The 24,157-nt window shown below is 69.0% G+C and carries 27 protein-coding genes and 2 pseudogenes; 22 read left to right on the top strand and 7 right to left on the bottom strand.

Annotated elements, in window-relative coordinates; genetic code table 11:
* The first annotated feature begins 158 nt into the window (after positions 1-158).
* Complete coding sequence (locus tag ACIRYZ_RS43695; protein ID WP_402954363.1) at positions 159-398, top strand: hypothetical protein; 240 nt, start codon at positions 159-161, stop codon at positions 396-398.
* Positions 385-870, top strand: coding sequence for a hypothetical protein (locus ACIRYZ_RS43690; protein WP_402954360.1), 486 nt, complete (start codon positions 385-387; stop codon positions 868-870). Before ACIRYZ_RS43695 ends, ACIRYZ_RS43690 begins: the two co-directional genes overlap by 14 nt.
* Positions 871-927: 57 nt before the next feature.
* On the opposite strand, the gene ACIRYZ_RS43685 is transcribed toward ACIRYZ_RS43690, so the two are convergent.
* A complete protein-coding gene (locus ACIRYZ_RS43685; RefSeq protein ID WP_402954357.1) occupies positions 928-1,371 on the bottom strand; it encodes a hypothetical protein in 444 nt (147 codons plus the stop codon).
* 146 nt (positions 1,372-1,517) lie between these two features.
* Between ACIRYZ_RS43685 and ACIRYZ_RS43680 the strand changes: the two genes are divergently transcribed.
* On the top strand, positions 1,518-1,856 hold the full coding sequence (locus ACIRYZ_RS43680) for a hypothetical protein (RefSeq protein ID WP_402954354.1): 339 nt from the start codon (positions 1,518-1,520) through the stop codon (positions 1,854-1,856).
* Between the two features lie 11 nt (positions 1,857-1,867).
* Complete coding sequence (locus tag ACIRYZ_RS43675; RefSeq protein ID WP_402954351.1) at positions 1,868-2,356, top strand: DUF4265 domain-containing protein; 489 nt, start codon at positions 1,868-1,870, stop codon at positions 2,354-2,356.
* A gap of 22 nt (positions 2,357-2,378) precedes the next feature.
* Here ACIRYZ_RS43675 and ACIRYZ_RS43670 read toward each other — a convergent pair whose 3' ends face one another.
* Positions 2,379-2,687, bottom strand: a complete 309-nt coding sequence (locus tag ACIRYZ_RS43670) for a ribosomal protein L7/L12 (RefSeq protein ID WP_402954366.1) — start codon at positions 2,685-2,687, stop codon at positions 2,379-2,381.
* Between the two features lie 173 nt (positions 2,688-2,860).
* On the opposite strand from ACIRYZ_RS43670, the gene ACIRYZ_RS43665 reads away from it, so the two are divergent.
* On the top strand, positions 2,861-3,097 hold the full coding sequence (locus ACIRYZ_RS43665) for a hypothetical protein (protein ID WP_402954348.1): 237 nt from the start codon (positions 2,861-2,863) through the stop codon (positions 3,095-3,097).
* Positions 3,098-3,183: 86 nt separating this feature from the next.
* Here the strand turns inward: ACIRYZ_RS43665 and ACIRYZ_RS43660 are convergent, their stop codons facing one another.
* Positions 3,184-3,546, bottom strand: coding sequence for a hypothetical protein (locus tag ACIRYZ_RS43660; RefSeq protein ID WP_402954345.1), 363 nt, complete (start codon positions 3,544-3,546; stop codon positions 3,184-3,186).
* A gap of 312 nt (positions 3,547-3,858) precedes the next feature.
* On the opposite strand from ACIRYZ_RS43660, the gene ACIRYZ_RS43655 reads away from it, so the two are divergent.
* Positions 3,859-4,329 (top strand): DUF5959 family protein, encoded by a 471-nt coding sequence (locus ACIRYZ_RS43655; protein ID WP_402954342.1) that lies wholly within the window; start codon positions 3,859-3,861, stop codon positions 4,327-4,329.
* Between the two features lie 97 nt (positions 4,330-4,426).
* Here the strand turns inward: ACIRYZ_RS43655 and ACIRYZ_RS43650 are convergent, their stop codons facing one another.
* A complete protein-coding gene (locus ACIRYZ_RS43650; RefSeq protein WP_402954339.1) occupies positions 4,427-5,011 on the bottom strand; it encodes a hypothetical protein in 585 nt (194 codons plus the stop codon).
* 591 nt (positions 5,012-5,602) lie between these two features.
* On the opposite strand from ACIRYZ_RS43650, the gene ACIRYZ_RS43645 reads away from it, so the two are divergent.
* The 7 genes and pseudogenes from ACIRYZ_RS43645 (at position 5,603) to ACIRYZ_RS43615 (ending at position 11,568) form a co-directional block, all read left to right on the top strand.
* Positions 5,603-6,265: an SMI1/KNR4 family protein gene (locus ACIRYZ_RS43645; protein ID WP_402954336.1), complete on the top strand. Its 663-nt coding sequence runs from the start codon at positions 5,603-5,605 to the stop codon at positions 6,263-6,265.
* 26 nt (positions 6,266-6,291) lie between these two features.
* A pseudogene (locus ACIRYZ_RS43640) lies at positions 6,292-6,528 on the top strand (hypothetical protein); the annotation flags it as partial.
* 466 nt (positions 6,529-6,994) lie between these two features.
* Positions 6,995-7,204, top strand: a complete 210-nt coding sequence (locus tag ACIRYZ_RS43635; protein ID WP_402954333.1) for a hypothetical protein — start codon at positions 6,995-6,997, stop codon at positions 7,202-7,204.
* Positions 7,197-7,454: a hypothetical protein gene (locus tag ACIRYZ_RS43630; RefSeq protein ID WP_402954330.1), complete on the top strand. Its 258-nt coding sequence runs from the start codon at positions 7,197-7,199 to the stop codon at positions 7,452-7,454. The genes ACIRYZ_RS43635 and ACIRYZ_RS43630 overlap by 8 nt, the downstream gene beginning before the upstream one ends.
* 126 nt (positions 7,455-7,580) lie before the next feature.
* A complete protein-coding gene (locus ACIRYZ_RS43625; protein ID WP_402954327.1) occupies positions 7,581-7,808 on the top strand; it encodes a hypothetical protein in 228 nt (75 codons plus the stop codon).
* A 249-nt stretch (positions 7,809-8,057) separates the two neighbouring features.
* A complete protein-coding gene (locus tag ACIRYZ_RS43620; protein ID WP_402954324.1) occupies positions 8,058-9,098 on the top strand; it encodes a hypothetical protein in 1,041 nt (346 codons plus the stop codon).
* A gap of 877 nt (positions 9,099-9,975) precedes the next feature.
* Positions 9,976-11,568, top strand: coding sequence for a replication-relaxation family protein (locus ACIRYZ_RS43615; protein ID WP_402954322.1), 1,593 nt, complete (start codon positions 9,976-9,978; stop codon positions 11,566-11,568).
* Positions 11,569-11,756: 188 nt separating this feature from the next.
* On the opposite strand, the gene ACIRYZ_RS43610 is transcribed toward ACIRYZ_RS43615, so the two are convergent.
* A complete protein-coding gene (locus ACIRYZ_RS43610; protein WP_402954319.1) occupies positions 11,757-12,752 on the bottom strand; it encodes an ArsR/SmtB family transcription factor in 996 nt (331 codons plus the stop codon).
* A 194-nt stretch (positions 12,753-12,946) separates the two neighbouring features.
* Between ACIRYZ_RS43610 and ACIRYZ_RS43605 the strand changes: the two genes are divergently transcribed.
* Together ACIRYZ_RS43605 and tpg are read left to right on the top strand one after the other, a co-directional pair.
* On the top strand, positions 12,947-13,582 hold the full coding sequence (locus tag ACIRYZ_RS43605) for an RICIN domain-containing protein (RefSeq protein WP_402954317.1): 636 nt from the start codon (positions 12,947-12,949) through the stop codon (positions 13,580-13,582).
* Positions 13,583-13,654: 72 nt separating this feature from the next.
* Positions 13,655-13,948 carry a telomere-protecting terminal protein Tpg gene (gene tpg / locus ACIRYZ_RS43600; RefSeq protein ID WP_402954314.1) on the top strand — a complete coding sequence of 98 codons (294 nt, stop codon included), beginning with the start codon at positions 13,655-13,657 and terminating at the stop codon, positions 13,946-13,948.
* 139 nt (positions 13,949-14,087) lie between these two features.
* On the opposite strand, the gene ACIRYZ_RS43595 is transcribed toward tpg, so the two are convergent.
* Complete coding sequence (locus ACIRYZ_RS43595; protein WP_402954311.1) at positions 14,088-15,188, bottom strand: toll/interleukin-1 receptor domain-containing protein; 1,101 nt, start codon at positions 15,186-15,188, stop codon at positions 14,088-14,090.
* A gap of 549 nt (positions 15,189-15,737) precedes the next feature.
* Between ACIRYZ_RS43595 and ACIRYZ_RS43590 the strand changes: the two genes are divergently transcribed.
* From ACIRYZ_RS43590 to ACIRYZ_RS43580, 3 genes are all read left to right on the top strand, one after another.
* Positions 15,738-16,094, top strand: a complete 357-nt coding sequence (locus ACIRYZ_RS43590; RefSeq protein ID WP_402954308.1) for a hypothetical protein — start codon at positions 15,738-15,740, stop codon at positions 16,092-16,094.
* 626 nt (positions 16,095-16,720) lie between these two features.
* On the top strand, positions 16,721-17,725 hold the full coding sequence (locus tag ACIRYZ_RS43585; protein WP_402954305.1) for a hypothetical protein: 1,005 nt from the start codon (positions 16,721-16,723) through the stop codon (positions 17,723-17,725).
* A 195-nt stretch (positions 17,726-17,920) separates the two neighbouring features.
* Positions 17,921-18,640, top strand: coding sequence for an IS6 family transposase (locus tag ACIRYZ_RS43580; RefSeq protein ID WP_402954302.1), 720 nt, complete (start codon positions 17,921-17,923; stop codon positions 18,638-18,640).
* Between the two features lie 256 nt (positions 18,641-18,896).
* Here the strand turns inward: ACIRYZ_RS43580 and ACIRYZ_RS43575 are convergent, their stop codons facing one another.
* Positions 18,897-19,358, bottom strand: a complete 462-nt coding sequence (locus ACIRYZ_RS43575; protein ID WP_402954299.1) for a MarR family winged helix-turn-helix transcriptional regulator — start codon at positions 19,356-19,358, stop codon at positions 18,897-18,899.
* A gap of 64 nt (positions 19,359-19,422) precedes the next feature.
* Between ACIRYZ_RS43575 and ACIRYZ_RS43570 the strand changes: the two genes are divergently transcribed.
* The 4 genes and pseudogenes from ACIRYZ_RS43570 to ACIRYZ_RS43555 all read left to right on the top strand — a co-directional run.
* Entirely contained in the window at positions 19,423-19,791 is a 369-nt protein-coding gene (locus ACIRYZ_RS43570; RefSeq protein ID WP_389018757.1) for a VOC family protein, read from the top strand.
* An 844-nt stretch (positions 19,792-20,635) separates the two neighbouring features.
* Positions 20,636-21,883, top strand: a complete 1,248-nt coding sequence (locus tag ACIRYZ_RS43565) for an AAA family ATPase (protein ID WP_402954295.1) — start codon at positions 20,636-20,638, stop codon at positions 21,881-21,883.
* A 155-nt stretch (positions 21,884-22,038) separates the two neighbouring features.
* Positions 22,039-23,693: pseudogene (locus tag ACIRYZ_RS43560) on the top strand (Mu transposase C-terminal domain-containing protein).
* Positions 23,690-24,157: AAA family ATPase (locus ACIRYZ_RS43555; RefSeq protein ID WP_402954292.1), on the top strand; the 468-nt coding region annotated here is incomplete at its 3' end. The pseudogene ACIRYZ_RS43560 and the gene ACIRYZ_RS43555, both read left to right, overlap by 4 nt.

Below are 24,157 nucleotides of genomic sequence, written 5' to 3'. Positions count from 1 at the left end.
CACCCGTTGAGTACGAGGCAAACTACTACCTGTCGACCACGAAACCGCTGGTCACAGCCACAACCTGAGATCTCTATCGAACCCGGGGCGGTTCACAGACCGACTCCCCCTGGCTCTTCCCCGGCGGCCAGCCCGGCCGCCCTATCAGCGCCTGGGCGATGGGCGAACGACTCCGCAAGCTCGGCATCCGGCTCGCGACAACCCGCTCCACCGCGCTGTTCCAGCTCGCCACCGAGCTGCCCTCCGCGATTCTCGCCCGCACCCTCGGCATCCACATCACCGTCGCCGTCAAGTGGCAGCGAGCCGCCGCCGGCGACTGGGGCGCCTACGCCGCCCAGGTCAGCCATCGCATCAACCATCCCCACCAACACGGAGACGACGACCATGCCCCTCGATGACCAGCACATCTGGGCTCTGCTGAAGAACCTCGACGATCCCGACCACATGGAGTTCCCTCTGAACTACGACCACGCCACGACCCGAGCCCGATTCGACCAGCTCGCAGACAGGCTGGATCAGCGGTTCCGCTGCACCTGCACCGTCGATCGAGGCGTCCAGGACGCGAACCACCACGGAACCATCGTCATCCCCACCAGCGCAACGGCCAGCGGCGACCACATCACCATCACGGTCAGCAACTACGGCAACCTCGTCGCCGTGACGCTGGGAAACCCCGGCAGCTACGACAAGGAGGAAGAGAACGTCCTCTTCGAAGCCGCCGACCGCCGACCCATCGACGACGAACTCGACGCACTCGGCTACACCGCCGTCTCCGAGCACCTGCTCTGGACCCGATATGACGGCGTCAGCGACCGCGGTACATGCTTCGAGCCACGAACCTGGTGGGACCGATTCTTCGACTACATCTGAGTGACCAGTCTCATCGCAGTTTGACTGCTGGCTGAGCCGTCGAGCGGATTCAGGCTGTCACCGGAGCACGGAGGCTGCATCGTCGCTCTGGGCCCGGTAGACGGTCACGATCGCGGCCACAGCGTCGACTTCGACAGGGCCGGTGATCCTCAGCCAGACCAGTTCGGGCAGGTCCTCGGAGCGATCGAGTCGGCCGACCGCCTCAGCGGGCCAGGGCAACGGCAGCTTCGGCAGGTGAACGAGGGAGATCCCGTCGATGAAGGAACTGCCCTGCCCGGGTTCCCACGGGCGGACCGAGTGAAGATTGGACAGCGAGATCACTACATCGGGCTTCCACGGCCCCTCCCGCAGCCACACATCCAGCGTGCTGTCCTTGCGGTCATCGTTGGACTCGTTCAACGAGATGCGGTCGATGAAGTAGCTGATGCAGGATTCCAGCGTCAGCGCCGCATTCGTGCATCGGTTCTTGAAGGCGTCGGGTGTCCCATGTTCGTCGACCACGGCACGAGACTACGGTGAGCGGAACGGTCCACGGGAGCGCTCTTCGGGCCTGACCGATGATGTCACCGCCGCAGCGGACCGAAACCCTGGCAGCCCGAGTCACTGAGCCCGCCCCAAGCGGCTCTGCACCGCAGGCATTCGGGCAGTTGCAATACCCGACTCCGCCATCAGCGATCTACCCGGCCGAGACTATCGAGGCCCATCGCGCCTTCATCGCCCGCCGCCTCCGGCCGGACCCGGCCCAGCGCGGCCGGTTGGAGGAGATCCGCGACAATCTCATCGCCCGCATTGCCGAAGCCGAGCGCGAGGGCTGGCTTGGCGAGGTGGAGGGACTCCGGGTCAGCCTCGCCGGAGCCGACGAAAAGCTCATGCAACTCGATGCCCGGCTGCACCGAAGGTCATCGGAGGTATTCCTCGGCGTCCCGTCGATCGAGCAGACCGGTGCTCGTGATCTCGACGCTTCCCGTCATGTCGGGTCGCCATAGATGATGGCGCGATGAGCAACATCAGCGACGCCCACGTGAAGGTCCACTTCCGAATGGAGGTGGACGAGGATGGCTGGCCTCCGGCGACCGTCGAAAGCCTCTGGGCCGTGGATCTGGGCGACGGGACCGCGCGCGTGGACAACACCCCGTGGTTCGTCCGCGGGGTCGCGAGCGATGACATCGTCAAGGTCGAGGTCGACGACGAAGGCTTGTGGTGGGCCGGTGAGACCGTTCGCGCCTCGGACAACTGCACCATCCGGTTGATCGTGCTGAGGGACGGAGGTTCGGCGGCAGCCCGGCAGACCGTGCTGGAGACCTTCCATCGGCTTGGCACAACAGGCGAGGGCATCGAGCAGTTCAGGATGGTCGCACTGGACATCCCGCCGACGGCGGACCTGCCTCGGATCCGCAAGTTGCTGGAGCACGGCGAAGCCCAGGGATGGTGGCATTGGGAGGAAGGGTGCGTCACCACGGCATGGACAGCTTCGGCCTCGGACTAGGGCCAGGTCTGCCGCGGTCTGATCAAGCCCTTGATCGGCTCGCGGGGCAGCCCGTCGGGGACAGGAAGGGCGATGAGCACGGCCCCGGGTCCACCGGACAGTCCTCCGGAGACATCACCCGCTCACACCACCGGCAGACCAAGTCAGCTCGCGCGCCGGCAGCGTTGAGGCGCATCGCCGCGTCCGCTGCAGCCGCGAACCATGTCCGATCCACAACCGTTGTCGGGGCGGCTTCAAGCAGCTGCTTGCTTCGCCACGCGCTCAGCCCCGTCACTGACCGAACCGCCAGCACAAGGTTGAGTCCCTTGCTCCCGCTTGAGGTCAACCGCACGTCGAACTCTGGATCTTCCACAATCCCCCCATCGGATCCAGCCAGATCCTCTGGCGGACCGATCGCCCACGGCGCATCGATTCATGCTGCCTGGATCCACCCTCGGGCATCAACCTCAATAGTTCAGAGAAGCCTGCGTCAGGTGCCCCCTACTCCTCGTGGACCCAGCCCAGATGCCACGCCTCCAGGAGATCCACGCCAACCTCGTCGACCGCCTCCAGGAAGCCAGGGATCAGGGCTGGCTCGGCGAGGTCGCCGCCATCGAGACCACCATGGCCGCCGCCGTACAGAAGCTGGCGGCCATGCGCGACTGGGCAGCCCAACCGTCCACCGTCCACCTCGGCATGCCCGACTTCCGCACCAGCGCCGGCCGACGCACCACAGACTCTGGTGACAACTACTCAAATTGAACTCTTGTTGTCGGTTCGTCTCGAACCTCGCGCCGACCTGGTTGTCCTGTCCGACCCACGCGTCGAGGGCGACTTCGATCTCCGGCTCAGTCCTCGCCAACCTGGAGCAGAATCGCGAAGAGCTCGCCATTGCTGCCAGCAACCACGCCATCGAACGTGCAGGCGGTCACGGGATCCCAGGAGTTGCCCTCCCGGTTGGTCCACCAGGTCGCACCGGGCCCGAGACACGTCACGATGCGCGTCACAGTGTGGTGCGCGATCTCACGGTTCATGAGCACATGGTTGGACCATACGAGGTCGTCGGCGGCGAGCGCGGTCATCACTTCGATGGCCGCATCGGAACTGAGCGGTTCCAGGCGAGCCTCGATCTCCGAAACGCTCGGAGGAGCGACGCCGCTGGGGACGTATCGCTCCCAGAGTGGGTGGATCTCGGCGACGAGCTCGTGCACCTGGCTGGCGAGGCTAGCCAGCCCATGCCCAGGGTCAGTCCCATCCGGCAATTGGCCGTATCGCACGGCGACAACGGGCCTGCTCGACAACGACTCCAGCAGGTCGCCGAGTTCAGACAGACTCTCAGCAGGGTCTCTACGGTTCACCCCCGCATCCTGGCATCCCGGGGCAAGACCGAACACGGCGGTCCTCCGTCCCGCGGGCACCCGTCCGACCTGCCCAGAGGGAGCCCTCTGGCCCGGGGCTGCGGGATCCCGGACAGCGGTGAGGCAGGATGCATGCCAGACCAGAATGAGAGAGCGAGGCCTGCGGTGACCGAACCAGACGCGCTGGACCTGATCCACTTGGAGGACGCGGAGGGCGACCGATGCATCGTGCGCGTCACCGGACGCTTCCAGCCCGGCGTGCTGACCGGTCACGACGTCCTCCGAGCGGAGGTCCTGGCCCATGCGAGCTTCGTCGATGCCCGCCTGGAGCTCTACCTCTTCCAGCGGGACCTCGACGCCTGGGAGCAGGAGCTGAGCGGCCTCGCTCCCGGCGTTGGCGCGAGCATCGGTGGAGATCGTGGGCTGAGTCTTGTGCTCCACATGCAGGAGGACCGTTCTCTGGCCGTAACGATTCACGACCCCGACCGCCTCAGCGCAATGCTGTGGATCCGGCCGCCGGAGACCTGGATTGACGAGCATCGCCACCGAGTGGCACAGGTCCGGCGGACCTGGCCCAGCGAGGTCGTGGAGACAGCCCCCATGACCTACGAATGGCGTCCAACCCACCAGTCCTGATGAGCACCTATCGGCCCCGCCAAGCCGACATCACGAGTTCAAGATCAGTAACCACCGTCCGATCGTCGACCCCTCGCACCTGGGCTGTCCAACTGCCTCAGCCGCGAGGAGGCAGAACCTCGATGATCTCGGCGATGCCCACGGCAGGCTGAGCCTCGTGCATGGTGATCACGTCACCGGGCTTCAGATGCCGCCACTGCTCAGGCTGCAGGGGAGCCAGGCGAACGTCGGCTGTCTCCCCAGGGCCGAGTTGCGGCGCGAACTCCACCCAAAGCCTCGCGATGTTCAGATCTCGTTGTCCGTCTGCGGTGAGGTTACCGATATCCCACAGAGGCCTGAGCCGGCCATCCCCTGAGAAAGCACTCTGGCGTCCCCCCTCGTCGGCGCCCAGCAGAGTCAGGGTCGCGCGGACGGTGCCGTGCTTGACTTCCCATCCCCGCCACTCGCACCAACGGCGGCTGCGGTCCAGCATCATCTGCCGAGCGGCCTCGGCGAGCATCTCCCAGAAGGCGATGGACACGGGATGGACATCCGCGATCTCGATGAGCACGTCGAGCGCCATCTCCCACTCCTGGAGCGCGATCTCCTCGCGAACATCTCCGACCGTCTGGCCGTTCTCCGCCATGGCATCCTCGCGCAGTAGGTCGACAGCCTGCCGGAGGAGTGTGAACGCGTCATCCATGCGCTGGATTGTCGCCTGTCCTGGGTGCCTTGTCACAGGCGACCAGGCAGGACTCAGCGGCGCGACACGCCCAAAGACTCCAAGGCGCCAAGATTGCTGACCACTACTTTCAGTGACTCGACTGCCATCTGACCCGTCGGGCCGTCGGCTGGGCTGGTTCGGATAAGCATGCGTCCGTTGTCCCGTCCTAATCGTCTCTCCGACCGAGCGACCACGCCTCATCGAGATCCGCGACAACCTGGCGGAACGGATCGCGGAGGCCGAACGCGAAGGCTGGCTCGGTGAGGTTGAAGGTCTCTCCACCAGCCTGGCTGCTGCTGGCGAGAAGATCGCTCAGCTCGATGCACGTCAGGAACGGAAGGACTCGGCCGTCTTCCTGGGAGTTCCGACATTCGATCAACTCGTCGCTCGGACAATCGAAGCAACGCTGCGATCCGGCTGCCAGCCAGAGTGACCAGTGAACCAACTGATCACTCGATCCAGCGTGAGACAGACCCCGAGCAGCTGGATCAATCGACCGGGGCAGCAGCCTGTCGGAGTCGTCGCCTAGAGTGCAGCCTCTGACACGCCGACGGCTGGAGAGGGTAGGCGATGACCGAGGCTTGGGACCGGCTGCGGGCGATCATGGGGGAGCCGGTATACACCCCGGCGCGAGTCCCATGGGAGCTGGCACCGGCGGAGCTGGGGGTCCAGCTGCCCTCGGACTACCGGGCGTTCGTTGACCTGTACGGCGCCGTGAGCCTGAACGGTGAGTGGGGCGTGAACACGCCGACGAAGCATTCGAGCGCTTACCGCTCGCCGGGTGGCCTGGCAGGGTGGCGCTTCGAGAGCGACAACGGGTTCCGGGAGCAGGTCGAGGGCGAGGACGAGTTCTGGGACCAGGATCCCACCCCTGTGTTCCCGGACCCGGGCGGATTGCTGCCCTGGGGCAGGAACAGCAACCACAATCACTGCTGCTGGTTGACCACAGACCCGGACCCCGATAAGTGGCCGGTGGCCGTCTTCTACGACGGCGAACTCGACCACTTCGACGGCGGATTCGCAGAGTTCGTGGCAACCGTACTCACCGGCGGCTACGCAAAGGAGGACGAGTTGCTGGTTCGCGCGGACCCGGCGGATTGGGGTCCGCAGCCCGCCCGGCCCCTCTGGACACCCGGCTACGACTGGATCGGCAAAGACTGGGGAGCCGAGTGGGGCGTCACGTGGCACCAGCCAACGGGGTCAACGGAGATGCCCTGGACCAGGCAACGATGATCCGCATGACTACGTAGTTCAGAGAAGGAGCCGACCACGACGACCCCGACCCCGGCCCCCAGCCCGGGCACGAGTACCGCGAGCTCGTCGCAGGCCCGCTCGACGGCCTCCTCCTGGACGTCACCGGCTGGACCACCGAGCAACTCGCCGACGGCGCCGCGCTCTCCACCGAGATCGGCAAGTACGGCGCCGGCGGCCGCGCCCACTACGAACCCCGCCCCACCGACCCGCGCCGCTGGGACTGGCAGGGCGACACCCCCTGACAACCACCCCCGGACCAACCCCGGCGGCCCCGCTGCGCCCGCCCGCACACACTGAAAGGACCGGTCCGCGCCCGAACCCCCGAGCGGGCAGCGGACCGGTCCCCAGCCGAGGTGTCAGTGCCAGATCACCCCCACGTGCTCCGACAAGTACAGCAGCGCGGCGACGAACACTCCGGAGCCGGCGTTCGCCAGCACCGCGCCGACCATCCGACCGGGGTCACGCCAGGCCGGCCGTTCCGGCCGCGCCACCGCCTGGGGCCGGCTGTTCGTCCCGCTGACGTGCGACGCCGTGCTCCGGCGCCGTGACCGTCCACGCGGCAGCACCCTCCAGGACCACCTCGTCGACGTGCTGGAGCTGCGTAGGCCTCCGCGTACTACCCACCATCCGCCAAACCGCCAACGCCCCACCGGAAAAGGCAAGAACGTCCTACTCTGAGAACCCGCACACCGGCACCAGGAGGACGCGATGCGGATGGTGTTCGACCCCACCGAAGCCGAAGGGCTGCGCGCCACCGCGCGCGATGCGGCGCTGGAGGACCCGACCCTGGCCTACGTCCTGGCCGACCTGGCGGACCGCGGCATCGACCTGAACGGATGCCGCACCTGGGACGACATCAAGGTCGAGCGCGGCCTGGCCGAGGACACCCCGGTCACCGGAGAGCAGCGCGTTGCCTGACCGTCGTTCCCGTCGCGCCACCGTCCTCTTCCACGAGGTCGCCGAACGTCAGCTTGCCGAGATGGACGACGCCGACCTCGCCCGCCTCGACCCGCACCTGGACACCATTGCACTGGACCCGAAGAACGCCGGCGTCCAGACGCGCCCCGACAGCCCCGTGCGTGACTACGCCAAGGACGGCGTGCGCATCGCGTTCGTGCCCACGGTCCTCGGCACGATCGTCCTCGTCGCCTACGTCGAGGTCCGCTGACCCCCGGCCCGGTCATGAGCTTGGCCGACACCGGCACGGCGGTGAAGGTCATGCGCTCGCTCACCCCGCCCGCCCGACCACGAAGACTGGGTCCGACAATTCGGCAGCAGTGACAGACTCTCAGCCATGAGTGATCAATCCGCCCGTCCGGCGCGGCGCCCGCTGTCCCAGCCGTTCTCCCACCCCGACGCCGCGGTCGACCAGCCGGTCGGCGAGCGGCTGCTGCCCGTGGAGCGCTCGCCGTTCTCCGCCCCGGCCCCGGTCGCGTCCGACGCCGGGTCCGACCAGGTCCACGCGCGGGGCGGCCGGCGACGCCTGGGCCCCGGCGGTCTCGCCGCCCAGACCCCCGCCTGACAGCACGCCGCCGCCGGCCCGGCACCGTGCCCGGCTCGGACCGGGACCGGGGCCACGGACCAGGAGGGGGCCGTTTCGTTGCGGCAACGCAACGCGGCACCTTGACGGCGTGTCCGGCGCCTCCGGGTTTCGTGGCGGCAACGAAACCCCGAGGGCACCGGACGTCCTGTCACCTCCCGAACCGCGGGGAGCGGCCCGGACCTGGGCGCCAGTTTCGTTGCATTGCAACGAAACGCCTAGGGTGTGCGGGTGACCCTGGACCAGCCGACGCTCGTTGACCTGCCCGAACACGCCCCCGTGTGTCTGGAGTGCGGGCGCGCGCTCAAGGCCGCCGCGACAGGACGGCCGGCCCGGTACTGCGGGGCGACATGCCGCTCGGCCGCACATCGTCGGCGCCGCGCCGAAGCGGCCCAGAACCAGGCCGAAGCACCGCGACCGGCCGTCTCGGCGATCCGCGGCCGACTGCTGGCACTGGCCGCCGCCGTCCACGAGACCACCGGCGCCCTGGCCGACGCCCTCGACAACGAAACGAACGAAACAGCCGACGCCGCGCTCCAGGCGCTGCGCGCCGCGGCCGCCCACCTGCTGGAGCAGGCGGCCCTGGAACGGGCGGCCCGCAACGAAACCCCGAACGGAAACGGCGCGGACGCCGGCCGGCCCACCGCACGCCCCGGCGCCACGGACGGCCTGTTCCGTGGCGGCAACGAAACGCCCCGGAACCCGGACGAGCCAGCATTCGCCGGGTTCCGTGACAGCAACGAAACCAGCGCCGCCCACGGCGCCCGACCGCAGGCCGCACCGCAGCCACCGAGCGGACAGGAACCCGAGCCGGCCCCGGAGACAGAGAACCCCGCACGCGACGGCGAGACGACGGGCGAACGTCTGCGCGACCTCGTCGACCAGCGCCTCGCCCAACAGACCGCACACCGCCCCACCCCGCAGGCGCCCCAGACCCCGAAACCACCCACGGAACTCACCGTCCCCGCCGACCCGATGCTGCGCCGCCTGCCGGACACCGACGTCTCCGTCGCCCTGGAGCCGCGCGTGTTCGGCGACTGGTGGTCGCTGGCCGGATGGACCGTCAACCCGAACCTCTACCTCGTCCTCGGCGAGGGCCACCAGATCGGCTGGGTCGAGCGCGGACTGCCCGGCCTCGGCCACGACGGCACGTGGGTGGCGGTGTACGAGGGCTACTTCATCGGCGACCAGGCCACCCAGGAAGCGATGCTGCACGACACCCCCGAACAAGCCGCCCGCACCGTCCAGCTCGCCTACCTGCAGAACCTCTGACCGGCCCGCCAGGAGGCCGCAGGGGACCGCCAGCCGGAGACCCCCAAGATGGGCCTGGAGACCTTGATGGATTTCTTGACGACGCAGGTCAGCGCGCCCGCAAGGCGGTACGGAACCGCCTTCCCGCGCCAGTGACTCCGGTCACAGACAAACCGGGAGGACAAGGGGCAGAACCCAGGCAATCCGGGCGGGCCAAGAGCCTGGTCAGGGGTTTGCCCAAGGGCCCGGTCAAGACGTTGGTCAAGGGGGTGGTGCGCATCGTCGACGACACCCGGGCGCAGTTGTCCGGATGGCCGGGGCCCGCCACCGCGCCGCCCCAGGCCTGTCCCTGATGGAAGGCCACCTCGTTGACCACCACGACACCGCCCACGCCCGGCCGACCGGGGCTGCTGGAGGGGCCAGAACGCCCCCGCAGCGGCCCGGCGCAGCTACGCCGACCCCATCCGGCCCCGGCACTGATTTCGGCCCGCTGGCGGCCCGTCAAGGCTCCGGGCAAGCACCTCGGTTCCCCCTGCTGCTCCCCGACCTGTTCCCCAACCATCTCCCCGACCACCACTGTCACGTGCTTTCAGGGCGTTTCCGCAGGTCAGTGCCGTCAAAGCCGTTCCGGGAAAATCCCGGCAACCCCTCTGTCCCCCTCTCGCCCCTGTTCTTGGTTGTTGGTGGTTGGGGGTGGGGCTGGTGGCGGTCGGGTGCCGGCGGGGTTCGACGCGCTCCCGGGCCGCTCGGGCCCTCCCTCCACCGGCCGGGCGGCCTCGCGCCGGGGGCCGGCGCCCGGGCTCGCGCCCGGTGGTGGCGAGCGGCGCCGGGGCACCCTGTCGGCCCGGTGCGGTATCGAGGATCAGACAGACGATCAGCGGGACGGGGGAGCAGCGGCATGACCGACGTCGACCAGCAGCACCAGGAGCACGACCAGGACCCGGAGCGGCCCGGTGCGCAGGCGCGGGCGAAGAGGGCGCCGAAGCCGCGCACCGCGTTCGTCCGGGCGAAGGCCTACCCGAACGGGAGCACCAACCCGCTGCGCGAGAGCATCCTCCAGGTGCTCGGCGTACTGAAGGCCGCGACCGTCAAGCAGGTCTGGCAGCTCGCCCAGCCCGACCACGAACACCCGAACACCGTCGCCAGCGGACTGCGGGACCTCGCCCTGAACAAGCTGACCGAACAGCGCGGCACGACCGCCGGCCTCAAGACCAAACCGGACCCCGACGACCTCGACGAGCCCGCCAAGCCGAAAGCGAAGCCAACGAAGCGCCTGCCGGTGCGCCCTGTGGGGGCTGGGGCGGTGATCTGGGGGCTGACTGAGCTCGGCCTGGACGCTGCCGCCACCACCCTGCCCAAGGCCCGCCAGATGGGCAGCAGGGCCCGTTCGCTCGGGCGCGGCACCGGCGCGCCGCACGCGATGGCCGTCAACGACGCCATCGTCGCCATCACTTCCCCCAATACCCCGGGCGGGGGCATCGGTGTGATCGCCGACTGGACCACCGAGGCCTCCCACCCGCTGCCCGGCGGCCGCCAGCAGATCGCCGACGCCGTCCTGACCGCCCCCGGCGGCCGCGTGCCGGTGCTCCTGGTGGAGGTCGACCTCCACAACGGCGACAACGCCAAGATCGCCCGCAAGTTCGACGGCTACGCCGAGTACTTCGCCCTCACCTACAAGGACCCCACCCACCAAGGCCACCCCTCCACGGCGAAGCAGCTGCCCGTGTGGCGCCGCAAGTACCCCACCGCCCCGCCGAAGACCCTCCCGCCGATCGCCCTCGTCCTCGACGGCGCCGGCGAACGCGGCCTGATCAACACCATCAACGAGGTCCAAGCCCTCACCCGCAAGCACTGGCAACCCGACGGCGACTTCGACTTCACCAGCAAGATCCCGATCCTGGCCTGCACCCTGGAAGACCTGAAGGCCAAGGGCCCGCACGCCGCGATCTGGTGGCGCTTCGGCAGCCACCAGTGGCAGAGCCTCACCGACGCCCTCGCCAACCGCGACTACCTCCAGCGCACCCGCACCCGCCTCGACGCCGAGAAGCAAGCCGCCCAGGACAAGGAACACCAACGCCTGGAAGCCACCCGCTGCCCCGGCTGCAACCGCCGCGAAGACCAGTACGACTACAAGCCCGCCGCCAGCAACGGCACCAAGCTCTGCTGGGACTGCCAAAAGGAAGCCGACGACACCCGCGAGCACAACGAGCTGCTCGCCGCCCGGGCCGAGAACGCCGCCCTGCACCCCTGCTACACCTGCCAGGGCTCCATCGGCGGCGAACCCGGCACCATCGCCGAGCTGCACGAACCGGCCGACCCGTACCGCCTGGAATGCCCGGACTGCGACCACAACCGCCGCAGCCACGGCCGCCCGCCGATCATCCTGCCCCTGCCCACCAACCGCGACCGCCGCCGCGCCGCCGCCGGCAAACTCGACGACCCCTACTGGCACATCCGCCTGCACCACGCCGAGAAGCACCCCGACCGCTGACCGGGTCCCATGCGACGGGAGCTGGGGCCCACCCCGGCCCAGCCGTTCGAGCGGTGCGTGCCACGGGCAATGGGATGCGGCGTGCACCGCCCGCCCGATCCTGCCAGAGCCCCGCTACCCGACCCCGACCAGGAGAGCCGGCCACCGCTACGCCCTCCCAACCGAAGGTGTAACCCGATGGGCAGTCGTTACGCGGTGCCCAGCAGTGCGAGTCCGGTGGCGGTGGGCGTGTGAAGGGCGGTGTTGTGGTGGCGGAGTGTGGTGATCAGGCCGGCCTCGCGCAGCACGGTGGCGTGCTGACTGGCGCTGGAGGGGCCGACGGCCAGGGCTGTGGCGATTTCACCGGTCGTGCAGCCGGGGCGTTGCGCGATGATGCGTAGTACGGCGGCGCGGGTTCGGCCGAGCAGCGCGGCCAGTGGTGCCGGTGTGTCGTCGGTTGCGGTCGGGGCCGTGAGGGTCAGAGGGCCGGCCTTCTCGTCGCGGTGGGCGGGGTAGGTCAGGATGGGCTGGGGTTCGGCATCCGGATCGATCACGGGTGCTTGTGTGGCGAACACGGACGGCATCAGCAGCAGGCCCCGGCCCCCCAGGTGGACGTCACCTTCCAGTCCGGATACCAGGTCGACCTCCAGCACGGGTGCCCGCCACCGGATACGCGGCGGGTACAGCCCGTTCAGCAGCCGCTCGACGCCACCGTGCAGGAGCTCATGGGACCGGACGGCTCGGTCGGCCGCGACCTGGGCGGTGACATGGGGCCAGTACGGGGCCAGGACGATCGCGTGGACCTGGCCGAGGGCGCCGACGAGTTGCCGTAGCAGCTCGGGGTTTTCGCCCAGCCCGGATGTCCAGCCGGGCACATGTTGCCGCTCGGCGATCCGGGCCAGGGTTACCCGGAGTTGTTTCGCTGGTGTGGCGGCGACTTGCTCCAGCAACTCGGGGATGCTGCCGATTCCCCGCGGGATCATGAAGGAGGGCACCCATCCGTGTTTGGGCGCCAGGTCGAGCACCATGCGTGCCTGGGGCGGCAGGCGGGTCCAGACTTCGCGGCGCCACGCGCCGAAGCGCAGTGCCTGGTTGCGGTCCTGCAGGACGCGCAGCGCGATGCTCAGTTCTTCCAGTGGCGGGACCGACGTTGCGACGCGGGTGCGTGCAAGGTCGGCGCCGGTGAAGTGGAACCGGTAGACCATACGCCCTCCGCCGCCCGTCCGGTGTGCCGCTGCGGGGGCCGATTCTTCCCAATACGTCGTTGTTCACGCCAGGTTGAAACAGGACGACGTTGCCGATGCCCGCGGCTGATGCTGTTGGAGCAGGGAACGCAGTGCCCCTGTGGTCGCCCATCCGGATCCCGAGGCGACCGCCCGGACATCAGAGAGGTACACGCATGCGATCGAACGCCTTCGCCAGGACCCTCGTCAGCGTCACCGCTGCGGTCGGCATAGCCGCCGGCAGCATGGCGGGGGCGAGTGCGGGTTTCGCGGCTTCCCGACCGGCCGCCGGGCCTGCGGCGAGCGCCCAGGACGCCTCCGCGCACGCCGACGCGGCGCAGCCGGCCAGCGTCAACAGGTGCCAGGGCGGCCCTCACACCTACAACGACGGCTACGCCGGCCCCGGCCACCCCGCCCAGTTTCTGGAGGTCAACGGCTGGGGCGGCTCGAATACAAAGGTGGCGACCTGGGAGTACGTCAACCAGAACGGCCACGCCCAGGACAACGAGCGCTGGTGCCTGGAACGCGCCGCCGAGGGCGGCTGGTACCTGCACCCGGCCTACGCGTACGGCCAGAACGGCCGGCCCAACCTGTGCCTGGACGTGCCGGGCGGCAACTACGAAACCGGAACCGGCCTGGTGGTCTGGAACTGCAATGGCAGGCTGAACCAGCGGTTCGGGTTCACCACCCGGGACCAGACCGGCGGCCACATCTACGCGATGGGCAACCACGACTACGAGCTGGAAGGTCACCACGATCGTTCTCAGGTGACCTTGGACTACTACAACGGCCTCCCCACCTACTGGCGGTAGTCCCGGTAGCGCGAAAGGGCCGCCCATACCGAACACCGGAGAGGCGGCCCTTTCGCCGACAACTGGCAGCGGGTGCGCCGTGCCGCCGAGCAGCGCGGGTTCATGCTCCACATTTCCGCGACGTTCGGCTTCAGCGCCGCCAGCGGCTCGACCGACGACCCGCGTCCCCGGGTGATTACGCAGAAACTGCCCGGCGATGTCGCCCGCCGTCTCTACGCTGCCCGGGACGCCGGCGCCTTGCAGGCCGAGCAGGAGGCGCTGCTCGCGGAAGCCTTGCGAGAGCACTACTTCAAGGACGGCGGACGCCGTGCCGCCGGCCTCGACGTCGAACTCAACGACATCGCGTGGATGGACATCGAGCTGTAGCGCGGATGACCCTCGAACGGCGGTAGTCATCTTGTGTCTGAGCGCTTCACTTGGCCACTGAGCGGGTGAGTTGGCCAGTTGAGCGTGCGGCGTCGATGGCGGCCGCGAGTTGATCGTCGAGGATCCGCTCATGGAGGGTTCAGTCCGAGTGCTGATCGGCTTGCGGCTGTTCTGCCTCGCCCAGGAGTTGGAGCAGTATTGAACCTTGGTGCCAGTCGCTGGGTGTCCTGCGCGGTCTGACGCGGATGGCTTCGGGGACATCCCGGCAGCCCTCGCTGCTGAACTGCGGGGGATACTGCGCTCCGAATTCGCTGGCGTACTTCCCGCAGCAGGGGAACTGGTAGATGTCTGCGTAACCGTCCCTAGCCCCGGTCGCCTGGACGTGTACAGGGCGTTCCGGGTGCCACTTCTTGGCCTCGATCTTCAGCAGGGACTTCAGATAGGCGGTCATCTGCCTGAATTCGTCGATATGGAACGGGTGGACAGAGCTCGCGCGCCGTTCCCGGAGCCGGATCTCTGCGAGCAGGTAAGGCTCGACGATCTCGCGCAGTTCGTCCAGCCTGGCGCCTTGGATTTCAGAGATCAAGCGGACTTCCTCCTCCTGCTCTCGGCCGAGGTGCAGGAAGTCGAGCACGACATCGGGCAAGGAGCTGGCCTCGGCGGGTCTGCGCGCCGCCCATTCCTCGGCCTCCTGCAGCGCACCGCCACGCAGTAGGTGACTGGCCGGCCTCTGAGCCGTGTCCCACCGCCTGGCGGCGGCGGTCACCTGTGTGGCCATGCGGTACCAGTGCACGTCATGCCGGAGCGCGTCCGTCAGCAACTGCAGGGATTCTGCATCGTGCTGTTCGCCCACCTCCACGAAGCTGACCTTCATGTTGAGTGCCGCGAGGCGTGGCGGCGCCTTCTCGTAGTCGATGGGCCTGCAGAGAACGGGGATCAGCCGCTTCCCGAGTGCTTGGGCGAACGCGATCTCCTCATCGCAAATCCGCGAGCGCGCAGAGTCGGGAGAGACGACGAAGACGACGACGTCCGCCGCAGTGATCATCTCTTCCAAGCGGGTCCACCAGGCATCTTCGGCTGAGATACCTGTGTTGATACCCAGTCGGTCGTCGGTCGACAGGTCGTAGTCGACGAGGAATCCCCGCTCTTGTAGCTGCTCAGCAAGCCCGGCGACGAACCGGGAGTCTTGGCGGGAGTAAGACACGAACACGCGGGTCTGCTGGCCGGCATCTTGTCGCATGAAGGACCCTCGCTCTCGCTCAACCTGAAATGCCGTTTGTATCAGTGACATGCATCTCGGAAACCGGTGGTTGCTGTCAATAGGGCTCGGGATGCGGCCAGTGGACACGCGAGCTAAGTCGCCCAAACAGGTTCAATTACAGCAAATCCGACTAAACCACGCTCAGTTGGCGCTCAACTGGCCAACTGGAGCGCTCAGTCACACATCTTGGTACCGCTCTCCTCGTCGCCGTCCTCCTTCGCGGAGCCCATCCCGGACATTTGGGTCGCTCCGGTCGCTGCTTTCCCTCGGTGCGCCCACGCCCGCCACTACGCCCATAAGCGCGGCTGACCATAGACACCCCGATTACCACCGAACCCCCGGTCAGCCATCCGTCGGCGGGGGACGGCGGCGTGCCAGCTTTCGCGACTCGGACTCGGGGCTTACACGGCGTCACCGTGGGTAGCTGTCCCTGTCGATCGTTGGATCACATGGGAGGGGACCGAAGTGAAGTGGAGCCCGACAGGCTGGTCGGCGGAGATTGCCACCAGCGATGGGAAGCGCACATACATGCGAGCGGTGGAGCGGTGGGGTGACAAGGGCGAGGCCCTGGTCGGCGACGAGAGCGGTCGGCTCGTCCCGGCCGTGAAGGTCCCGGGCTTCCAGAAGCTCGTCGAGAACCACCGCGTGGTGGCGGTGCTGCCGGCTGCCCCCGGCTGGACCGTGCAATCCGCCCAGTTCGGCCCATTCGAGCCGTTCACCACCCCGATCGGCGCCTGGGTGATGGACGGGGAGGGCATGTTCTGGCCGGTTATCGGGGTGAGTGAGCCCAAGGACGGCGGACCGTACCGCCCGAGCCCGGACGGCGAGTGGGTTCTGCGCCCTCACCTGAGCAGCGGCAACAAGATCGTGCCGCCGAAGGACTGAGACTCAGGCTGCCCGCGCCCAAGACGAGGCCAGTGTGCCCGACCGCCGCGTCGTCCACCCCGGGCGGCCGGCGGTGCGCCTCGTCCGGCGCTTCGGTCCCGACGTCATTTGCCACCGATGCCTTCCGAGGTGCTCGCCCGCCCCCTTCACCGTCGCCCGGCCTGGGAGTAGGCGCATGCGGAGAAGGCCGACCGGCGGGACAAGGTGCCTGGTCAAGGGGTGTGGTCAGGCTGCGGACAAGGGGGTGGCGTGCAGTGTCGGCCGCGTCCGGGTGCTCGGCCCGGGTGCCGGGGCCGGCCACCGTCGCGAGAACGAGGACACCGGCACGCTCGTGGAGAAGCTGGCCGCCTACCGAACCTGGTGCGAGCTCGCCGTGAAGGGCACGGCCAAGGCCGCCGCCGAATCGGGCCTGCGCCCGCCCCAGTGCCCGCACGCACGACCTGCGGCTGTGGCCTACCGTCTACCCGGCCACCGGCCGGGCCCACCCCGACCGCCCCGCCCAGGAATCAGCCGTAGCGGCACCGAGTACCTTGGACGCCACCGATCGGTGAGCACTCCGAGCGGTGGTGGACGGCGTCTGTCTCACCGAGGTCCCTGTTCGCAACTCACGTCAATCGGGGGGAATCGTGGCGGAAGAGGAACGGAGTTCCCGGCGGCTGCCCGAACCTCGTGGCAGCCTGACCGTGACTTACCTCGCTGTCGGAATGCTGTTCGGCGGGCTCCTCACGGCGTCGTTGGCAGTCGCCTTCGTCAAGGTGAAGGACTCGAGACTCGAACCGACGCCGGCGTACTTCATCGTTCTCTTTGGCGGAATGATCGCTCTCGTAGGAGTGGTCATAATGGCCTTTCAGGCACGGAGATTCATCTCCGTGCTGACTGGGGGCCGCGCCGAGCAGGTCGAGCTAGAACTGAACCGAGCCCTGGGGCTCACCCCGGTGGATCCTCCCGAGCGAGCGGCCACCACCGACGACCGGGGCGAGACCGCGGCCACCCGGGCCACACCCGCCGAGGACGCCGACCGGAACTCGGTCTCCAGCAACTACGTGGTCAACATCACCGAGGGCGTCGCCGCACTCGCCGACTGGACCCGCGCCCGAAACGAGGGCCAGGCGCGGCTGATCACCAAGTACTACGCCCAGGGCTATGGCCAGGCCCGCACCAGCTTCATCCTGAGCGTCACCTTCGCGGTCCTTGGCTTCGCCATCCTGGCGGTGGCACTGATCCAGGCCCTTCACCAGGGCACTTCGACTGTCTCCGCGTCCACCACTGGTGCGGTCGGCATCATCAACGAAGCCGTCAGTGTCCTGTTCTTCACCAGAGCCGACAAGGCCCGGGACACGATGATGCAGATGATCGACAAACTGCGGTCGGACTACGAGCAGGAACGGAAGTTCATCGCCGGCCTCGCCGCGATCGAGCAGGTCAGTTCGGTGCGCATCCAGGACGCCCTCCGTGCCACCACCGCACTGGCGTTCACGGATGCGGCGGTGAGCCTGGCAGACCTGATGGGAGCGGCGGGGTCATTCCCGGCCGGTGACGGGGAAGCAGCCCCGCGCTACTACATCGAGGGACCACGGCTGAGTGCCGAGAGCGGGCAGAAGACCCAACCGCTCCTGCCTGACCCCGAGTAGCCCTCCGCCTCACACCCCCGCCTGCCTCCCCGCCGAACGCCTCAGGTAGACAGCCGAGGATCGGGCCTACTGGACTGGTGGGGATGTGTGGCGCCGCACGCTGCCCGCAGGCCATCCAGCACCCCTGCTGGCGCTGTCACGTTGGCCGACCGGGTGAGATGATCTTCCGATCGATCACGGTGGAGGGGATCGTTCGTGGAGAGCACATCGCCGTCGTACAGCGGTCACCGGTACCCGGTCGAGGTCATCTCCCACTGTGTGTGGCTGTACTTCCGGTTCCCGCTGTCGTTCCGCGAGGTGGAGGAGCTGATGCTCCAGCGCGGTGTCGTCGTCTCCTACGAGACGGTCCGGCGGTGGTGCCTGAAGTTCGGGCAGACCTACGCCGATGCGCTGCGCCGCAGGCAGCCCCGGACCGGGGACAAGTGGCATCTGGACGAGGTCTTCATCAAGGTCAACGGCGAGCGGAAGTACCTGTGGCGGGCCGTTGACCAGGACGGCAACGTGCTGGACATCCTCGTGCAGGGGCGGCGGGACAAGGCCGCTGCCAGGCGCTTCCTGCGCCGCCTCCTCAAGCGGACCCGCGCGGTGCCGAGGGTGATCGTCACGGACAAGCTCCGCTCCTATGGAGCCGCCCACCGCGAGGTCATGCCGTCCGTGGAGCACCGCTCCCACAAGGGTTTGAACAACCGGGCCGAGAACAGCCACCAGCCCACCAGGCAACGCGAACGCGCCATGAAGGGCTTCCGCTCCGCCGGCGCGGCCCAACGCTTCCTGTCCGCGTTCAGCGGCATCTCACCCCACTTCCGACCCCGCCGCCACATGATGGCCGCCACCGGCTACCGAGCCGAGATGACCGTCCGCTTCGCGATCTGGGAGCAGGTCACCGGAGCCGCCGGCCCGCCCACCGCGGCCTGAACACACAGCTGCAACCCGGCCCCACCACACCCCGACACACCCCCAGGCACTCTCGCACCTAACAACGTGACAACGCCCCAGTAAGTGCTGCGGGAGTCGGCGAGCGTCCTCGCCCACCGTGGTGGTCGACCCACCAGATAGGGGCGCGCGCTGACCGCGCGACGAGGGCCCAACTACGCCGAGCCCGGAGGTCCCTGGCCAGGAATGCGCGTCACGCTCGGCCAGGTACACGGGAAAGTCGTAAATTCCGGAGCAGTTACGTCGCCGATGCGGGTGGTTCGGTGAGTGAGGCGATGCACGTAGTGAGCAGGTGCCGCATCTGGTCTTGTTCGCTGACGCTGAGATTGACCAGCATGTCCTGCTCGACGCGGCGCACCGCGGCGCTGGCCACCTTGAGCTGGCGGCGCCCGCGGGCGGTCAGCTCGGTGGGCAGGGCCCTGCCGACGGGTGCCTGAGCCGGGCGGACGACGAGTCCCTGGCGTTCGAGGGCCTGCAGGAGCACGTTCATCGACTGCCGGGTGACGAAGGTGCCGCGGGCGAGCTCGGAGTTGGACAGACCCGGTCGCTGGGCAAGCAGTTCCAGGCAGGAGTAGTGGGTGATCGTCATGTCCAATGGCCTCAGCACGGCCTCCAGGGCGGAGTGCAGGGCGCTCGCGGCCGCCTTCAGCATGTACCCCAGTGATGTGTCCAGCTCGATTCCGGGCTCACCTTGACTCATGTCAGGAGTCTGACATACGTTGCGGCATGTCAGAAGACTGACATGCCCTGAGGAGGTAGGAATCGTGGCCGTCACCGGACCCGACTTCATTTCACTGCAGGTGCGCGACCTGGAGCGCTCTGCCGTTTTCTACGAGCAGTACCTGGGACTGAAGCGCTCTGACGCAGGACCGCCGCACGCGGTCGTGTTCGACACCAAGCCGATCGCGTTCGCCGTCCGCGACGTCGTCGCGGGCGTCGACCTGGACGCGATCGCGCAGCCGGGCCAGGGGATGGCGCTGTGGCTGCACGCCCCCGACGCGCAGGACATCCACGACGCCCTCGCCGCCGCCGGCACGACGATCGTCTCGGCGCCCGTCGACGGGCCGTTCGGCCGCACGTTCACGTTCGCGGACCCCGACGGCTACCAGGTGACCCTCCACGACCGCGGCTGAGCCGGGCGGCCTGGCCTCCGGCGCGGCAGGCGCCCTGAGCGGGCTTCTCGCAACGGCAGGCCAGCCGCCAGGGACACGGCAAAGCCGCTCATGCAGTTTGAAGCAGCTTCAGCGTTCGCTGCGGTCGCGGACGTGGTGGCGGTTACAGTAATCGCCTCCAGGATGGTCGGGCCTGCTGCTGCGCCTGCTGTGGCGCCGCCGGCGCCCTGCGCGCGCATTCGCAGCGATCATGGCCGTTTTCGCTGGGCGCCGCCCTACGCGCCGACGCCGCGGCGGCAGTGGCGGCACTGAACGGGCTCGCCGTTCGAGGAGTTGGAGGCCCACGGGGCGGCTGCCCGGGGGCGCCGGGTCGGCGACGGCCGGGCTCGCGGTCGGTCCTGCGCTCCGATCAGTGGAAGCGCAGGACCATCGGCCGCATCAAACGCCCCGGCTGCGCCGGCCCGCGAATTCGGGCCGGGGATGGGGAGGGCGGTGACGGGTGGTCGGCCGAGGGTGTGACTGTGTGTTGTGGTGTCAGCGGGATGGGCGCCAGCGGGTTGGTTGAGGGCGGGGGATCGTTGACCTCGGTCTTTTCCTTGTAGGTCCGTGGATCACGGCTGTCACGGAGTGAGGAATCGGCTGTCATGGGGTGCGGATTGGGCGTAGCACACCTGGTGGGTGGCTGACATGAGGTTGCTCATTCCTGTGCGCGCCGTCGTGGTGGGGGAGTGGGCTGGTGTCTATGACCGCCGATCCCGTGTTCACGCCGCCTCGTCGCTTGCAGGAGGTTTCTCCGGCATCCGTGGCCGATGTGGAATTGCTCGCGTCCAGGTCCCGGTCGCGGCAACGCGGGTTGGTACGGCGGGTGGTGGTAAGCCGCCTGTTGTCGGTGGACGAGACCGGGCAGTTGTCGTCGGTGCACGTGCGGATCGCTGCCGAGTCGGCCGGGGTGTCGGTGCGGACGGTGTGGAACTGGCTGGCCAACGCCCGGCGGTCGGGTCGTCTGGAGGCGGCCTCGCGCCGTGGTGGGTTCGCGGTCACGGACGAGTTGTGGGCGCGGCTTTCCGAGTTGGGCGGGAACGTGGCGGCGCTGCACCGCGAGCTGACCGGCCAGGCCGGCAGCAATCCGGCACACGCTTTTGCGGGGCCGGTGCCGTCGTTGAGGATGCTGCAGCGGGCGGTGCGCCGGGAGCAGCAGGCCAGCCGTGTTCTTGAGACTGCTCGGCCTGGGCGTGGTCGAGTGGATCCGGCGGTGTATGACCGGGCGCTCGCGGAGCTGGCGCTGCCCGGCACGGTCGATGAGGCTGGTCAGGCCACGTCCTCCACCGAACCCCTTCTTCCAACCACACCCGATGGCTCTGCAGGGGTCGTGCCGTTGGGGGTGCGGTTGTACGTTCCCGGCGCTCACGTGGTCGCGACGCGCCAGCTGGGCGAGGCGGCGGAGGCGATCACACACACGGTCGCCGCGCGTGGGATCGTCTGCGTGTACGGGGACGCGGGGCAGGGGAAGACGGTCGCGGTCCGCCAGGCACTGCGCCTGCTGCCGCGCCGCCTGCCCGTCCGCCAGGCACAGGTCGCGGTCAAGCAGGCCCTGCCGCAGCTGCGCGCCGCGCTGCTGACCGCGTTCGACCTGCCCGCCACCGCGCTCACGAACCGCACCGACGCGGCCGACCGCGCGCTCATCGACGCCTTCAAGACCCCGGGTGTCCTGCTGATCGACGACGTCCAGCGCATCGCCGCTCCCGAACTCGACTACCTGCGCCTGCTCGCGGACGCTCCCACCACCCAGACCTCGCTGGTGCTGTCCGGGGCCGGTGCCGAGCGCACCCTGGCCCGAGCTCCCGCGCTGGCCTCGCGGGTGCTGACCTGGCAGCACGTCCCCCGCCTGGAGACGGCGCAGGTCCCCGCCGTGCTGCGCCTGTTCCACCCGCTGTGGCACACCGCGGCCGATGCCGACCTGTTGCACGCGGACGATACCTTGGCGCGGGGGAACTTCCGGACCTGGGCGAAGATCACCTCTCACGCCTACGCGGTCCTGGACCAGCGCCCCGACACCGGTGCCGACCGGGAGCTGCTGTCCAAGGCCTGCTCCCGCCTCGGCCTCAACCCCTGAGCCGCAACCTTGCCGGCCGGCCACCACTACGCGGCACGCGAAAGAGGACACCGGTGAACACCCTCACCCCCGACGGCACCACCCCGGCACCTGCGCCGGCCAAGGCCGAACCCGCCCTGGACGCCGTGTCGTTGAAGGCCCTGCGCGCTCCCTCCGTGCACCGTCTGCTCGCCCTGCGCGCCACGGGCCAACTCACCCGCGCGCACGTCCACACCACGGCACAGTGCCTGGGAGTCTGCGACCGGACGGTCTGGCGATGGCTGGCCGAGGCCGGCTCCGCTCCGGAGACCGCCGAACACCCCGGAGCACGCCACACCGACCGGTTCGAGATCACGCCGCAGATCCGGGTGCTGCTGGCCTACTGGCGCGGCAACGCCTCCGCGGTCCACCGCGAACTCCTCGCCCACGCCCGTGCGAGCACCGGACCCGACGCCACCACTGGAGCCGGCACCACCGCCTGTGGTACCGCCCCGCCGGCATCGCCACGCCGGCCCCCCAGCCCGGCGATCCCGGGCGGCGCACCACCGGTCGCGGTCCCCATGCTGGACCCGGTGCCGTCCCTGGCGACGTTCCTGCGCGCGGTGCGCCGCGATCTGACGGCAGGGGAGCGAGCCGGCTACCGCAAAGGCCCCGAGGCGGCCCGTGCACTGGACGTGTTCGGCAAACGCCCGCCAGCCTGGCGCAACAACGTCTGGGAGGGCGACCACGTCCAGGCCCCACTGCGCGTCGTCGCCGACGGACAGCTGGTACGGCCCTACGTCACCTGGTTCATCGACTGCGCGACCAAAGCAATCACCGGAGCGGCCGTGACCCCAGGCTGTCCCTCACGCGCCTCGATCCTGGCAGCACTGCGCTCCGCAGTGCTGCGCACCGGACCTTACGGACCCATCGGGGCCGACCGGAGACCGTGCGGATCGACCGCGGCAAGGACTTCCTCTCCCGCACCGTCACCGCGGCCTTCGACGCGTTCGGAACGACCGTGGCCGACCTGCCCGCCTACAGCCCCCACCTGAAGGGCAGCATCGAGAACCTCAACCGCAACGCGACCAGGATGCTGTTTGCCGCGCTGCCCGGCTACCGCACCAAGCAGCCCCGCCGCCGCCCCGACCGCCTCCCCACGGCACCCGTCCTGTCGTTCGAGGACTTCACCGCCGAAGTCCTGGCCTGGGTCACCTGGTGGAACACCGAACACCACCCGAGCGGCCTGCACGGGCACACCCCGCTGGAGGCGTGGCAGACGGACCCGACACCACTCACCGACATCCCGCCCGCCGACCTGTGGTCGTTCACGCTCGAAGACGACGGCCGCACCCGCGCCATCACCAGCCACGGCGTGCGCTTCAGGAACCGTGACTACCTCGCCGACTGGATGACCGGACAAGCCGGCCGCGAGGTCAAAGTCCGGTTCATGCCCCACCACACCCACGAAATCGAAATCTGCGACCCCACCAGCCGCCGCCTGGGAACCGCCCACCTCGCCGACCAAGCCACCCCCGAACAACTCACCGCGCTACGCCGCGCCCGGACCCGGCGCGCACACCGTCTGCGGGCCGAAGCGAGAGCCGCCGAGCACCTGCGCCAGCAACGCTTCACCCCCGCCACCACCCCGACCGCACCACGCCGTCTGGACGCCACCACCGCCGTCGAGGCGGCCCGGGAGCTGTCGCGCCACCACGAGAGCGACCTCGCCGCGCTGGCGCTGCCGGACCTGATCCCGCCCGCCCCGCCACCAGCCGACTGGGCCACCCCCACCGCCGTAAAAACCATCGCCAGGCCCACCCTGCCGATCAACCGCGAGGACGCCCCGTGACCCGTCGCCTGCCGCCCGCACCCACCGACCAGTACGTCACCCTGCCCGACGCCCGCCTCGTAGCCACCCGCGCGCTGCTCACCGTGCGCGAGAACCTCGCCGACACCATCACCGCCCGCGCCATGATGTGCATCCACGGCGGCGCCGGCTTCGGGAAGACCGTCGCGGTGACCAGCTGCCTGTGCGAACTCGAACCCGGTGAGGACATCCACCGCATCACCTTCCACACCCGCCCCACCACCCGCGCCGTGCGCCACGAACTGTTCACCAGCCTCGGACTACCGGGCCAGCCCCCGCGCTACGCCACCGAGTTCGACCACCTCCTCAAGACCGCACTCTCCGCCCGCCCCCACACCCTCGTCCTGGACGAGGCCCAGTGGCTCTCCAGCGACCAGCTGGAATACATCCGCTACCTCTGGGACGACCCCTACACCCAGCTCGCCGTCGTCTTCGTGGGTGGAGAA

The organism is Kitasatospora sp. NPDC101155 (assembly GCF_044768305.1).
Classification (GTDB): Bacteria; Actinomycetota; Actinomycetes; order Streptomycetales; family Streptomycetaceae; genus Kitasatospora.
This window is presented reverse-complemented; position numbering and strand designations above follow the sequence as displayed.